This is a genomic window from Pseudomonas sp. ATCC PTA-122608, assembly GCF_001952855.1.
Taxonomy (GTDB): domain Bacteria; phylum Pseudomonadota; class Gammaproteobacteria; order Pseudomonadales; family Pseudomonadaceae; genus Aquipseudomonas.
Window position 1 is genome coordinate 261,445 of the sequence record NZ_LPNO01000006.1, and the last position, 13,789, is coordinate 275,233.

Annotated in this window: 14 protein-coding genes; 8 read left to right on the forward strand and 6 right to left on the reverse strand. The window is 61.8% G+C overall.

Annotated elements, in window-relative coordinates; all coding sequences use genetic code 11:
- Nucleotides 1-148: 148 nt before the first annotated feature.
- The gene (locus AU074_RS08235; RefSeq protein WP_076014300.1) at nt 149-889 is read right to left on the reverse strand and encodes a helix-turn-helix domain-containing protein; all 741 of its coding nucleotides are present in this window, start codon (nt 887-889) and stop codon (nt 149-151) included.
- 162 nt (nt 890-1,051) lie between these two features.
- On the opposite strand from AU074_RS08235, the gene AU074_RS08240 reads away from it, so the two are divergent.
- The 5 genes from AU074_RS08240 to AU074_RS08260 all read left to right on the forward strand — a co-directional run bounded on the left by AU074_RS08240 (nt 1,052) and on the right by AU074_RS08260 (nt 5,696).
- Nucleotides 1,052-1,852 carry a glucose 1-dehydrogenase gene (locus AU074_RS08240; protein WP_010166680.1) on the forward strand — a complete coding sequence of 267 codons (801 nt, stop codon included), beginning with the start codon at nt 1,052-1,054 and terminating at the stop codon, nt 1,850-1,852.
- A complete protein-coding gene (locus AU074_RS08245; RefSeq protein ID WP_076014301.1) occupies nt 1,845-3,671 on the forward strand; it encodes a glycoside hydrolase family 15 protein in 1,827 nt (608 codons plus the stop codon). Before AU074_RS08240 ends, AU074_RS08245 begins: the two co-directional genes overlap by 8 nt.
- A gap of 198 nt (nt 3,672-3,869) precedes the next feature.
- The gene (locus AU074_RS08250) at nt 3,870-4,331 is read left to right on the forward strand and encodes a cysteine hydrolase family protein (protein ID WP_076014302.1); all 462 of its coding nucleotides are present in this window, start codon (nt 3,870-3,872) and stop codon (nt 4,329-4,331) included.
- Nucleotides 4,332-4,516: 185 nt separating this feature from the next.
- A complete protein-coding gene (locus tag AU074_RS34430) occupies nt 4,517-4,705 on the forward strand; it encodes a VOC family protein (RefSeq protein ID WP_256576857.1) in 189 nt (62 codons plus the stop codon).
- An 82-nt stretch (nt 4,706-4,787) separates the two neighbouring features.
- A complete protein-coding gene (locus AU074_RS08260; protein ID WP_076014303.1) occupies nt 4,788-5,696 on the forward strand; it encodes an alpha/beta fold hydrolase in 909 nt (302 codons plus the stop codon).
- On the opposite strand, the gene AU074_RS08265 is transcribed toward AU074_RS08260, so the two are convergent.
- From AU074_RS08265 to AU074_RS08275, 3 genes are all read right to left on the reverse strand, one after another.
- Nucleotides 5,674-7,869: an ATP-binding protein gene (locus AU074_RS08265; RefSeq protein WP_076014304.1), complete on the reverse strand. Its 2,196-nt coding sequence runs from the start codon at nt 7,867-7,869 to the stop codon at nt 5,674-5,676. The genes AU074_RS08260 and AU074_RS08265 overlap by 23 nt on opposite strands.
- Nucleotides 7,866-8,453 carry a biliverdin-producing heme oxygenase gene (locus AU074_RS08270; protein ID WP_076014305.1) on the reverse strand — a complete coding sequence of 196 codons (588 nt, stop codon included), beginning with the start codon at nt 8,451-8,453 and terminating at the stop codon, nt 7,866-7,868. The genes AU074_RS08265 and AU074_RS08270 overlap by 4 nt, the downstream gene beginning before the upstream one ends.
- A 129-nt stretch (nt 8,454-8,582) precedes the next feature.
- Nucleotides 8,583-9,551 (reverse strand): GlxA family transcriptional regulator, encoded by a 969-nt coding sequence (locus tag AU074_RS08275; protein ID WP_076014306.1) that lies wholly within the window; start codon nt 9,549-9,551, stop codon nt 8,583-8,585.
- Nucleotides 9,552-9,641: 90 nt separating this feature from the next.
- Here AU074_RS08275 and inhA point away from each other — a divergent pair, with 90 nt between their 5' ends.
- Nucleotides 9,642-10,322: an isonitrile hydratase gene (inhA, locus tag AU074_RS08280; RefSeq protein ID WP_076014307.1), complete on the forward strand. Its 681-nt coding sequence runs from the start codon at nt 9,642-9,644 to the stop codon at nt 10,320-10,322.
- Here inhA and AU074_RS08285 read toward each other — a convergent pair.
- Nucleotides 10,319-10,660 (reverse strand): antibiotic biosynthesis monooxygenase, encoded by a 342-nt coding sequence (locus AU074_RS08285; RefSeq protein ID WP_076014308.1) that lies wholly within the window; start codon nt 10,658-10,660, stop codon nt 10,319-10,321. The two genes, inhA and AU074_RS08285, sit on opposite strands and share 4 nt — an antisense overlap.
- A 27-nt stretch (nt 10,661-10,687) precedes the next feature.
- Nucleotides 10,688-11,317 carry a LysE family translocator gene (locus AU074_RS08290; protein WP_076014309.1) on the reverse strand — a complete coding sequence of 210 codons (630 nt, stop codon included), beginning with the start codon at nt 11,315-11,317 and terminating at the stop codon, nt 10,688-10,690.
- A 94-nt stretch (nt 11,318-11,411) separates the two neighbouring features.
- On the opposite strand from AU074_RS08290, the gene AU074_RS08295 reads away from it, so the two are divergent.
- On the forward strand, nt 11,412-12,737 hold the full coding sequence (locus tag AU074_RS08295; protein WP_076014310.1) for a PLP-dependent aminotransferase family protein: 1,326 nt from the start codon (nt 11,412-11,414) through the stop codon (nt 12,735-12,737).
- 303 nt (nt 12,738-13,040) lie between these two features.
- A complete protein-coding gene (locus AU074_RS08300; protein WP_076014311.1) occupies nt 13,041-13,343 on the forward strand; it encodes a DUF6124 family protein in 303 nt (100 codons plus the stop codon).
- Nucleotides 13,344-13,789: the final 446 nt, after the last annotated feature.

Genomic DNA, 13,789 nt, shown 5'->3' on the forward strand with positions numbered 1-13,789 from the left:
ACAGGTACTAAACGAGTTAAACCGTGATTTTCTGGCCCCTCTTTCCCGATTAACCACTCTGGATCGGCCCCTCCGGCATCCCGCTGATTGCTCTGCACTAGCCCAACGAACTCAAAAAAGCGACTAACGGCAACCAGCGCATTGGTTATCAAACCGGCCGAAAATGACTCGGCGGATAGCCCAACGACTTGCGAAACATCGCGCTGAACGCACTCGGGCTCTGATAACCATGCTCCAGCGCCACCTCTAAAATCGACACGCCCTGGGCCAGCAGTTTCAAGCTCAGGGCCAACCGCGCGCGCTTGCGCCATTCACCGAAGCTCATGCCCAACTCGCGCTGGAACACCCGGCTCAGGGTACGGGCGCTCATGTTCAGGCTGTCGGCCCAGGATTCCAGGCTGCTGTCGTCAGAGGGGTTGCGGATGAAATGCGTGCACAGCCTGGCTAGCCGTACTTCGCCGGGCACCGGCACGTGCATCGCCACCACCGGCGCGGCGAGCAGTTCCATGCGGATCAACTCGATCATGGCCTGCAGACGCGGGCTGTGGTGCCCGGCAATCTGCGTGGCGGCGACGATCAGCTCCCGCAGCAACGCCGACACTTCGATCACCTGACAGGTGCGCCCCAGCCCCGGCTCGGCCTCGGGCATCAGGAACAGCGTGCGCATATGCACTTCGCCGGCCATGCGGATCTCGTGCGGGGTTCCGGCCGGCACCCACAGCGCATGCCCGGACGGCACCAGCCAACTGCCCTGAGCGGTGCTGACCACCATCACCCCGGACACGCCATGGATCAGCTGCGCCTGGGCATGGCAATGGGGGTGCACCACGTCGTCGTTGCGGTAATTGTCGGCATAGGCTTCAAGCCAGGGGCGGGGTGGGCGGTTCATCGGCTCAGGTCTCGCATCAATCAGGCGTTGATTCTAGCGAAAAGCCCTGTGGCAAAAACGATAGATATAGACAGCCATCGTCGCATTCCAGACAGCCGGTGAACTTGTGGCCCACGCCATCAGTCAGCTAATTGGGCACTCTGAAAAAGGTTGGGTGGGGCAATGCGCATTTCGTTGGAGCAACAAGTGGCGCTGGTAACCGGCGCGAGTTCCGGGATCGGCGCGGGGGCCGCCAAGGCCCTGGCGGAGGCTGGAGCTGCCGTGGTGCTGAACTACAACGCCCAGGCGGCGCCGGCTGAAGCACTGGCGGCGCAGATCAATGCCAACGGCGGTCGGGCGATTGCAATTGGCGCCGATGTGTCGAAAGAGGCGGATGTCGAGCGCCTGTTTGCGCAAACCCTTGAGGCGTTTGGGCACCTGGACATTCTGGTGGCCAACTCGGGCATGCAGAAAGACGCCGCTGCCGTCGACATGACCCTCGACGACTGGAACGCGGTGATCGGCGTTAACCTCACCGGCCAGTTCCTCTGCGCCCGCGCCGCCTTGCGCATCTTCAATCGCCAGGGCATCCGCGAAGGCGTTTCCCGGGCCGCCGGGAAGATTATCCACATGAGCTCGGTGCACCAAGTGATTCCCTGGGCCGGTCACGTGAATTACGCCGCGTCCAAGGGCGGTGTGGAAATGCTGATGCGCACCCTGGCTCAAGAAGTCAGCCAGCAGCGCATCCGCATCAACGGCGTTGCGCCGGGGGCGATTCGCACGGCCATCAACCGCGCCGCCACCGAAGGCGCGGCCGAGGTGGAGCTACTCAAGTTGATTCCCTATGGCCGTGTGGGTGACGTCGAAGATGTCGCCAATGCGGTGGTGTGGCTGGCCAGTGATGCCTCCGATTACGTAGTGGGCAGCACCTTGTTTATTGATGGCGGCATGAGCCTTTATCCGGAGTTTCGTGGCAATGGTTGATCTGAAAAACGAACCACAAAGTGCCATCGATGCCCACGGCATCATCGGCGACATGCGCAGTGCAGCGCTGGTGAATGACAAGGGCAGCATCGATTTTTTCTGCTGGCCGGAGTTCGACAGCCCGTCCATCTTTTGCTCGTTGCTGGACTCCCCCGCCGCCGGGATCTTCCAGCTCACGCCCGACCTGCCCGAGGCCCGCCGCGAGCAGATCTACCTGCCAGACACCAACGTGCTGCAAACCCGCTGGTTGAGCAATGAGGCGGTGGTGGAAATCACCGACTTCTTGACCGTCAGTGAAGAAGTCGACGACCTGCCGATCCTGATTCGCCGGGTGCGGGTGGTCAGCGGTAAAGCGTGCATCCATATGCGCTGCGCGGTGCGTCATGACTACGCCCGCGCCCAGACCCGGGCCACTCAAGCTGACGGCGACGTGTTGTTTGAGGCCGCAGACCAACCCGGCCTGCGCCTGACCAGCAGCCATGCCCTGCAGCTGGACGGCGACGCGGCCATAGCGTCCTTTGAACTGAGCCAGGAAGAAGGCGCCGAATTTGTCCTCGGTGGGCTGGAAGATCCCCGCGTTAAAAACGACTGTACCGACCTGTGCCTGGATCGCACCCTGAAGTTCTGGCGCGGCTGGATTTCCCAATCCAACTACCGTGGGCGCTGGCGCGAAATGGTCAATCGTTCGGCCCTGGCCTTGAAGCTTTTGACCTCGCGCAAACACGGTGCAATCCTCGCCGCCGCGACTTTCGGCCTGCCGGAAACACCCGGCGGCGAGCGCAACTGGGACTACCGCTACACCTGGATCCGCGATGCCTCATTTACCGTCTACGCGTTTATGCGCCTGGGGTTTATCGAGGAAGCCAACGGCTACATGCGCTGGTTGAAAGGCCGTGTGGGTGACTGCTGCGATCAGCCGATGAAGATCAACATTCTGTATGGCATCGACGGCCGCCAGGAACTGCCGGAAACCGAGCTGAGCCACCTCAGCGGCCACGGCGGTGCGCAACCGGTGCGCATCGGCAACGAGGCCTACGACCAGGTGCAACTGGACATCTACGGTGAGCTGATGGACGCCGTATACCTGGTCAACAAATACGGCGAAGCCATCTCCCACGAGGGCTGGAAACACACGGTGGAAGTGGCCGACCAGGTCTGCGAAACCTGGAACCACAAAGACGTCGGCATCTGGGAAATGCGCGGCGAGCAGCATCACTTCCTGCATTCGCGGCTAATGTGCTGGGTGGCCCTGGACCGGGCGATTCGCCTGGCGTCCAAACGCTCGCTGCCGGCGCCGTTTGCCCGCTGGGACCAGACCCGCCAGGCGATTTACGCGGATATCTGGAGCAACTTCTGGAACGAAGAGCGCGGGCACTTTGTGCAGCATATCGGCAGCACGGCACTGGACGGCTCAATGCTGTTGATGCCGCTGGTGCGCTTCGTTGCGGCGACGGACCCGCGCTGGTTATCGACACTGGAAGCGATCCAGAAAAGCCTGGTGCGCGATGGGATGGTTTATCGCTACCGCAACGACGACAGCCAGATTGACGGCTTGCAAGGCACCGAAGGCGCGTTTGCGGCGTGCTCGTTCTGGTACGTGGAATGCCTGGCCCGGGCCGGGCAAGTGGAGAAGGCGCATCTGGAGTTTGAACAGTTACTGCGCTACGCGAACCCGCTGGGGTTGTATGCCGAAGAGTTTGATAACCAGGCACGGCATTTGGGCAATACGCCGCAGGCGTTGAGCCATTTGGCGCTGATCAGCGCAGCGACGTTTCTGGACCGGAAGTTGAGTGGGGTGAAGACGGTTTGGCAACCTTGAACCCGAGCACAATCTGAAGGCAAATGAGTAAACCTGTAGGAGCTGGCTTGCCTGCGAAAGCGGTGTCTCAGTCATTGATGTATGAGCAGATCCACCGCCATCGCAGGCAAGCCAGCTCCCACATAGAGCGCGCCAGACTTGGAGACGAGGTGTACCCGGTGCACAATGCGTGGTCCTTCGATCCCTGCCAGGATTCCAATGCACCAGGTTCTGCTGATCATCGACGTACAACCCTCCTTCGCCCCGCCCGATTGGCTGGTGGGCGGCATCAACGCCCTGCTGGGCCGCATGCCCTCAGTGGCCACCGTAGAGCGCCACGACGAAAGCATCACCCCGTTCGCCCGCCAACTGGGCTGGCAGCCGGCGCCCGACGACAACAGCCTGATCGCTGCCGACCATGTCTTCATCAAACACGGCTACGCCCCCACGCCCGAGACCATCAGCCACCTGAAAAGCCTCGCGCCGGACAGGGTGCTGGTGTGTGGCATCCAGACTGATACCTGTGTGCTGGCGGCCGGGTTTGCGTTGTTTGACGCTGGCTTGCAGCCAACGCTGATCAGCGATTTGACCGTCGGTTCGTCGCTGGATCGGTCAGGGAAACTGGGCGCGGACTTGTGGCGGCATCATTTCAAACACGTCATCACCCACGCAGAGATTTAAGTCAGCCCCTCACTGTGGCGAGGGAGCTTGCTCCCGCTGGGTCGCGAAGCGGCCCCAAAAAGCTCATCGCCATCCAACTCAAAGAACACTGTCAACAAAACCTGGGGCTGCTGCGCAGCCCAACGGGAGCAAGCTCCCTCGCCACAGGTTATTGGGCAAACATTATCGTTACCACAAGGCGCGTATTGATCGGCGCTCTGCCGACGCATTATTCGGCGTCACTGCCGGCCTGGTCGCCGACGGAAACATCAGTCACGTTAGGCGCCACGTTGTATCGCGGCCCGATGAAAATCGAAGGCGGCGAGTGGATGTGCCAGGTGCGCGACCCGTGGGGCAACTGCATCGGCTTGCGCCAGGCCGGTCTAGACAAGTAAAGCAATTGCAGCCTTTCGAACCACGTTCGGTAACCGGTTTGGTCTACAGTTCCCACACTTCCCCTCCACCCTCGGAGCCTCCATGCCCACCCTTCACATCCGCACGCACATGCTCGATATCGCCTACGAAGCCCATGGCCCGGAAGGCGGTGAGGTGGTGATTCTGCTGCACGGTTTTCCCTATGATCCTCGCGGCTACGACGAGATCGCCCCGGTGGTCGCCGCACGTGGCTGCCGGGTTTTGGTGCCGTACCTGCGGGGTTATGGCCCGACGCGTTTTATCAACGATCAGGTGATGCGCTCCGGCCAACAAGCGGCGCTGGCCAAGGATTTGCTGGATTTCATGGATGCCCTGTCCATCGAAAAAGCCACGCTGGTGGGCTATGACTGGGGCGGACGCGCGGCGTGTATCGTTGCGGCGCTATGGCCTGAACGGGTGCAGGGCCTGGTGACGGGCGATGGCTACAACATCCAGGATATTGCTGCGTCGACCAAGCCTCGGGCGCCGGAAACAGAGCATCGGCTGTGGTATCAGTTTTACCTTCACACCCAACGCGGCGTGGACGGGTTGACCGCCAACCGGCGTGAGTTCTGCCAGTTGCTGTGGGCGCTCTGGTCGCCGTCGTGGGCCGAGGGACCAAGCCTGTATGGCAAGACGGCACCTTCGTTTGATAACCCGGATTTTGTCGAGGTGGTGGTCCACTCTTACCGTCATCGCTTCATGTACGCGCCGGGTGATCCGGCGCTGGAAAGCATCGAGCAGGCGCTGGTGCAGCCGCCGCCGATTTCGGTGCCGAGCATCTCGCTGTGCGGCGCCGATGACGGCGTAGGCCCGGCCCCGGTTGAAGATGACGACCTGGAAAATTTCAGCGGGTTTTATCGGCGCGAGGTGTTGGCCGGCGTGGGCCACAATATTCCCCAGGAAGCGCCCCAAGCGACCCTCAAGGCGATCTTCGAATTGCTGGACCTCAACCCCCAGCAGAGATTCTGAAGCTGAACACGCTGCCCTGCCCCAGCACGCTTTCAGCCCACAAAGTGCCGCCGTGGGCCTCGATGATGCCGTGGGAAATATACAACCCCAGCCCACTGCCGGTGGGGTTGCCCTCGCGGGAGGTCCAGTAGCGATCGAAGATATACGGCAGTTGCGCCGGCTGGATGCCGATGCCGTTGTCACACACCCGAAACAACACCTCGTCCCCCGCCGCCTCGGCAATCACCTCGATCACGCCGCCCACCGGCGTGAACTTCAGGGCGTTGCCCAGCAGGTTGGAAAACACCTGGAACAAACGCTCCGGGTCGGCCTGCACACACAGCCCCGCAGCAGATCGCCAGGTCAGGTCCACACCCTTGGCGGCTGCCAGTGGCTGCCACATTGAGCAGATTTGTTCCTGGGTCGCCGCCACATCGAGCTGTTGCAGTGACACGCTGTAGCGCCCGGCCTCGATGCGCGAGATATCGATCAAGTCTTCCAACAGCGTGTTCATGCGGGAAGTAGCGTTTTGCATGGTTTCAATCGCGGAGGAGAGGCGCCGGTTAGCCTTGCTGTCATCGGCGGGCACCATGCTGCGCATCATGCCGCATTGCATCAGCAGGATCGTCAGCGGGCTGCGCAGGTCATGGGAGACCACCGCCACCAGTTCATCACGCGCCTGTACAGCTTTATGTTCGCGCTGAACCTGGCGTGCGAGGTCGTGTTCCAGGGCATTGCGCCGCAGGCTCTCCACCGCTTTCAACTCCGAGAGCGACCAATACAGCGCCTTGCCGTCGACCTGCTGCTTCCACAGTTCAAACGACAGGCGCGGGCTCAAGGTCGTGGCGCCCGGTTCCCGATGTTTGACCGGCTGGCCGCTCCACTCCACCGTGGACTTGACCTCCGGACGAAACCACATCACCGCGTTGTCCACCGGCTTGGGCAGACAAAATGCCAACAGGCCGCTGGCGTGGGCCTGATAAGCCGCCGCCGGCAGGAAATCCACAGACAATTGATGGCTGTGCACCACGCCTTTGCCCTGCCCGCGTACCCATTGGTACAACCCGTGGATCTCAACACGTGTGGGGCAAACACCGAAGACATGCAGGCGCTCCTCCACCAGTATCGCCAGGCCACCGGCGGCGGTCAGGTCCAGCAGCGTTTGCGCATACGGCAACAGGCTTTCCATCACATCGCACTGGTCCGCAGTCATGGCGGCGACCAACGCTTCGATCATCGCCGCGTTCTCTTGCTGCTGGCGCCGCTCCTGCTGCTCCTGGAGCAAGGTGATCTGCATCGACAACAGCTGGCCGATGCTGGTACAGGCCGTGCGCAGTTCATGGGGCACGCGCAACGGCTCACGATGACCACAGGTGATCAGGCCCCAGAGCTGGTCGTCCTTGAGCAGCGAAATGCTCATGGAGGAACGCACACCCATGTTCTTCAGATAGTGGCAGTGCACCGGCGACACGCTGCGCAATACGGCGAAGCTGAGGTCCAGGGGCTGGCCGTTGTCGGGGCGCAGGGCCGGCAGGATAGGCACCGGCTGGTACTCGGCGTCGGGAATCGCGCGGATCCAGTTCAGCCGGTACAACTCGCGAGCCTGGGGCGGGATGTCCGAGGCGGGAAAACACAGGCCCAGGTACGGCTGCATGCCTTCGCTTAGCGCCTCGCCGATGACCTTGCCGTGGCCTTCCTGCTCGAAGCGGTACAAGGTGACCCGGTCATAGCCGGTGAGGCTGCGAATCTCGGTGACGCAGGTCTGGTACAAACCCTCGAGCGTCTTGGTCGACTGCAAGCGACGCAGCGTGCGGGCGAGTTGTCCGACGGCGCGGTGCTCAAGGGTCATCGCCCGCTCCAGCTCGAGGAACAGCAGGCCCTGATGACGATGCAGAAGGATGTCGTAGGCATAGCCATCAAGCGTCAGTTGGTGCATCTCATCTTCATCGGCGTCCAGGTCCGCCAGGGCACGGCTCACCTGCGCCGCCGCCTCGCTGCCAAGCACATTGGCCAGCGCCTGGCCCGACGCGCTTTCCGCACCCAGGCCCAAGGCGACGGCGAGGTTGCTGCTGGCTTGCAGTACCTCAAGCGCCGGCTCGCTCAGCGTCAACAACAACCCGTGAGGCTGGATCGAGCCCGGAATATGGATGGGTTCGCTGGCGCAATCGTCGATCAGCGTATCGACCGTGCTCATCGCAATACCCCACAGTGGGCAAGCCACTGCTCGAAACACAGGAAGGTCGACTCGGCGACCTTCACCGCCTCCAAACGGTCGACCGGGGTTTGCAACGGGTAAAGACAATCAAGGAAGCGCTGCCACAGAGCGCTGGTTTGCGCTCCGTACACATTCATGAACGCGCCGCCATTGGTGGAGCCCACGCCAATCTTGATCTCGATCAGGTCCCGCAACACTTGGCCGCCGAGGGTTGCGCCTTCCAGCACGTAGAGGGCGCCCAAGGCCTGGGCCACGTTGGTGATGGCGGGCAGTTCAGGGCATATCGGCAAGGCGTCGATCTGCGGGTTTTCCAGGCCCAGCGCCCGCAAATCAGCCTGCAAGTACGGGGTTTTGCTGCGCCGCCCCCATTCCAGGTCAGGGATGATTTCACCCCACGGCGCCAGGGCTCGCTCCAGCGGTTGATAGAAACCATAGTAGGCGCCCATCAGCTCGCGATAAAGCGCCAGGTCCATGCGGGAAAACGGCAGCCGGGTATCGAGGCGTCGATGCAGCGCAGCGGTCGCCGCGCGTAATTCGACAAGGACAGGAGGTAGTGAATTCATGGGTGTGCGTACGCCGGAAGGGTCGAAACCGCGACGTAGAGGCCTAGGATCAAGACACTGCGCAATGGACTATGAGTAACATAGCACCTTGGTACAAAACCGTACCCATTCGTTCAAACAGGCTCAACTTCAACCGGGTGAGGAAAAACGTTCGCGATACGCCTGGGGCGTGATCGACACCGCCCGCAGGAAGCTGCGGCGCATGGTTTCTTCGCAGCCAAAGCCGCAGTGCACGGCAATACGTTTGATCGACGCGCTGCTGTCGGCCAGTTGCCGGCGGGCGGTCTCCACGCGGATCAACTCGACCGCCCGCGCGGGCGTCTGGCCGGTTTCGGCGCGGTAGTGGCGCACGAAACTGCGCTCGCTCATGCCCGCCTGGGCGGCCAGTGTGGCGATGTTCAAATCGAGGGTCAGGTGTTCGGCGATCCAGGCGTGCAACTCTGCAAAACGGCTGCCGCCCTTTTGCAGGGACAAGGTCACGCTGAACTGCGATTGCCCACCGGGGCGCTTGAGAAATACCACCAGGTGCCGCGCCACTTCCAGGGCCACGGCGCGGCCCAGGTCCTCTTCCACCAGCGCCAGGCACAAATCGATGCCAGCAGTCACGCCGGCGGAGGTCCACAGGTTGCCCTGCTGGATAAAAATCGGGTTGGCCTCCACGGTCAGTTCCGGGTGTTTGAGCGCGAGTTCTTCGCAGCGGGTCCAGTGGGTCACCACGCGGCGGCCGTCGAGCAAACCACTGGCGGCCAGCAGAAAGGCGCCGGTGCACACTGAGGTCATGCGCCTTGACTGGGTGGCTTTTTGGCGAACCCAGTCCACCAACGCCGGGTCTTCGGCGGCGCCGTATACGCCCCAGCCACCGGCGATCACCAGGGTGTCGCACGGCGCGTCGGCGGCCGGCAGCGGCTCGGCCACCAGCGCCAGGCCCGCCGAGGTCATCACCGGCTCGGCTTGCGCGGCGATCACACTGACCGCATAGGGCAACGGCAAGCCTTGCTGGCGCGCCAGGTCATTGGCCGAGGCAAACACTTGCAAGGGCCCGGTGACGTCGAGCACCTGCACATTGGGGAACGCGAGCACGTTGATGATTCTGGGCATGATTGGCGTGATTCGTGGGCTCAATGGCGTATGCGCCAAAGCCTAGGTGACTAAAGTGAAGCCGTCCATCCCTTTATCAGGCGTATTCCCATGACCTTGCAGATCGGCTTTTTGTTGTTCCCTGGCATCCAGCAACTGGACCTCACCGGCCCCTACGACGTGCTGGGATCGCTGCCGGACGTGAAACTGCACCTGGTGTGGAAGGACCTGGCGCCGGTCACCTCCAGCACCGGATTGGTCTTTACCCCGAGCACCACCTACGAGGAGTGCCCAACGCTGGATGTGATCTGCGTGCCCGGCGGCTCAGGGGTCGGCGCGTTGATGGAGGATGAGCAAACCCTGGCGTTTCTCAAGGTGCAGTCCCAGACCGCACGTTACGTGACCTCGGTGTGCACCGGCTCCCTGGTACTGGGCGCAGCGGGCTTGTTGCGCGGGCGTCGGGCAACCACTCACTGGGCCTACCACGATATGCTCGCCCCGCTGGGCGCGATCCCGGTGCAGGAGCGCGTGGTGCGTGACGGCAACCTGTTGACCGGTGGCGGGATTACCGCCGGGATCGACTTTGCCCTGACCCTGGCGGCCGAGCTGTACAACGAAGCGGCGGCGCAACTGGTGCAGTTGCAGATTGAATATGCCCCGGCACCACCACTCAATGCAGGCCGGCCAGAAACCGCGCCGCCGCATGTGCTGGAGGAAGCCCGCAAACGCACCGCCGAGTCGCGCAAGACAAGGGGTGAAATCGTGGCACGCGCGGCTGCACGGCTGGGTTAAGCATTCGCATGCCCGTGGCGGTCGGCGGGCACCAGATGCCCGATCGTTCCGTCCCCGTAGGCCCGCTCCACTTTGGAAATCACCACGTGATAACCGCCGTACCACCGGCGGTACAGACGCTTGGCTTCCAGGTGGGTCGGGTGGCTGGCAAAGGCGCGGATTGACGCTTCATCACGCCAGTAATAACTGGCGTTGATCAAACGCCCATCCGCCGAGTGCCACGACTCGGCCCCCACGTATCCCGGCAGCCTTGCCGCCAGTGCGTCGATCAAATCCGTGAGGCGCTGGAACTCGTCATCCCGTTCACCAGGCTTGTAGATAAAGGCTGCGATGTACATGGGTAACGTCCTTTTATAAGTGGGATTTCACGTCGGGCGAGACATCAATGCCAACCGTATGGCCAGCACCATCAGCACGCTCGCCAGGCCCCATTTCTGTAAGCCTGCGCTGCCCGATTTGCCGGCAAAAAACCGGCTGAGCGCCCCGCCGAAGATTCCCAGCACGGCATGAAAGACACCGCTGATCAATGTCAGGATGATCCCCAGCACCACCAGTTGCAGCGCGATGGGCCCCGCCTCGGGGCTGACGAATTGCGGCAGGAACACCATGAAAAACAGCAACGCCTTGGGGTTGAGCAAACTGTTGAGCATCGCCCGCACAAACACCCGGCCCAGCGGCACGCGGGTGACGTGGGACGTATCCAGGGCGGGCGTTTTTTGCAGGGTCTTGAACACCAGCCACAGCAGGTACAACACCCCGGCGTAGCGAATCAGGTCAAAGGCCGGCGGCCAACTGGCGACCAGTGCGGTCACGCCGGTCGCGGTCAGTGCCGTGAGCAGCAGGTCCGCCACACTGATGCCCAACCCGGACGCCACGCCGCCACGCCAGCCATAGGTCACACCGTGGCTGATGACGAAAGCCATGTTCGGCCCCGGGGATAACAACAGCAGCAGAACTGCACCAGAGAAAACAGCCAGCGTTGCGAGGTCGATCATGCTCAAGCCATCCACCGGGAAAGCCTGTAGATTAATCAGCTCACCTGATACAAACAAAAAATTGATCTAGATACGCTTTACACGGGAACACGCCATGGCTCAGGTCCGCTACAAACTGATCGTCGATGAACTGGCCACGCGGATTCGCGCCGGAAAATTGCCGCCGGGCACCCAGTTGCCGACCGTGCGCAGCCTGATGAACAGCCATCGCATTGCTCTGGCGACGGCGTTGCGGGTGTACAGCGAGCTGGAGGCCAGTGGTCTGGTAGTGGGTGAGCCAGGGCGCGGCACGTTTGTGCGCGACACCACCCTGCTGCGAGGCATGGGCCTGGTGCAACAACCGCTGCAACCGGGCACCGTGGACCTGAGCCTGAACTACCCTTCGCTGCCCGGCCAGGCCGAAATGCTGCGAGACGGTTTGCGCGCCATCGCCGCCTCGGGCGACCTCGATGCCCTGCTGCATTCTGCCCCTCAGGGTGGCCGCGCCCATGAGCGGCAGACGGCGGCGCGGCACCTGCGCAATCGGCAGATTCGCGTGGGTGGCGAGCAGGTGCTGATCGTCAACGGGGCGCAGCAAGGTCTCTCTATCAGCCTGATGGCGTTGCTGCAACCGGGGGATGTGTTGGCGGTTGATGCGCTGACGTATCCCGGGTTGAAAACCCTGGCCCAATCCCAGCGCATAGACCTGGAGCCTCTGCCGCAACCCGCTGGCCATACTGATCTGGATGCGCTGGAGGCCTTGTGCAAACGGCGCCCGGTGCGGGCGTTTTATTGCATGCCCACCCTGCACAATCCGCTGGGCACGGTAATGAGCGAAACCGACCGCCAACGCCTTGCAGTGTTGGCTGAGCGCTACGATTTTCTACTGGTCGAAGACGGCGCCTACGCCTTTCTCGCAGAGCCGGCGCCCAAGCCGTTGTTCACCTATGCGCCGTTGCGCACGGTGTACGTGTCCGGCCTGTCGAAGAGCGTAGCGTCGGGGTTGCGGGTGGGGTTTATCGTGGCGCCCAAAGCGTGGGTACCGGCGCTGGAGCAAGCGATTCGCGTCTCGACCTGGAGCACACCGACGCTCACGGTGAACCTGGCCTGCCGTTGGATCGAGTCCGGCGCGGTGGATACGCTGGAGGAACAGAAGCGTCAGGATGCGCGCCAGCGCCAGGCGCTGGCCCGGGAGGTATTGCGAGGGTTTGAGGTGATTGCGCATCCGGCGTCGTATTACCTGTGGCTGGTGTTGCCGGAAGGTCTGCGGGCGGATGCAGTGGTGGCTGCGCTGGAGGGCCAGGGTGTGCGCGTCACCAGCGCAGAGCCGTTTGCCTGTACGGCCCATGTGCCGCATGCGTTGCGGGTGGCGTTGGGGTCGATTGATTTGGCAACGTTGAGATTAGCCTTGGGGAAAATTCGCGAGGCAATTCGGATATGAATAAAGGGCCAGCAGGGTAAATCCCTTTGATTTGCGGGACGTTTCCGAGACAATCTTTCGGCCTTGTGCCTGTTGGAACCGGTGGCTAGTCTTCGCCCCTTCACTGCTCATCAGTGAACGGGTTTAGTCGCCCGGTTCTGAAAAGGCGCATGGTCCCATCATGAGGTTTTATGGTGGCTGTGCGCAGGGCACCTTCGGGTGCGCCGGGTTTTTCCTTTTCGGCCGGTCGACTAACCTGCGTACAGCCGCCACCCTACGTTTAGTCGCGAAGGGCCGGCTCCTTAACCGAAAAGGAGCTACACCATGAATAAAGCCGTCCCCGACCCACCCAGCGACCTGCTGAAAAACCGCGCCGCGTTCAATCGCGCACTCGAACACTACCTGCCCTCCCAGGGCTTCCACACGGTGAACGAAGACCTGAGCTTCGAAGACTCCCTGCTCTACACCGCCAGCCTGCTCAGCAGCGCCTCGGCCACCGCCCTCGACTGCGGCGAACTGCTGCAAAGCCCCGAGCGGGCGAAGTTATTGGCGGTGTGGCATTTGCTGGAAATAGCCAAGACCACCGTCGACCGGTCGATTGAGTGCTTGCACTTGCGCAAGGCTTAGCAACATCCGAACTGACCGACATTTTTGAAAAGCGATCTTCAAGCTTAGTACCGCACCCATGTGGTGACGGACTCACGTCCTCACCACTCGTCGCTTGTCCCCGAAAAACCCCGCGTCCTACCTCCGTCAAAAAAAGGTTTTCCTCCCCGGCAGGAAATTTCCCAAATTTGTTCCTACACTCCAAAACGCCAGCATTTTGTTCTCGAAAAACCCGAGAGCTCGACCAAGACAGTCAACAATCTGTCACGTCGACGAGTAGATAATGTGTCTAGACCGATACCCTTATAAAAAAGTCAAAACCTTGACGAATAGGGAAAAGAGAACCATCATTTAGCCATTACCTCGCAAATTCCCTGCAAATAGATAGGTAATTGCGTATTACCCAGCGAAGCAAGCCGTTCGTCTGGCGCCACTTATAAAGCAAGCCCTGCCTTTATGGATGAGCA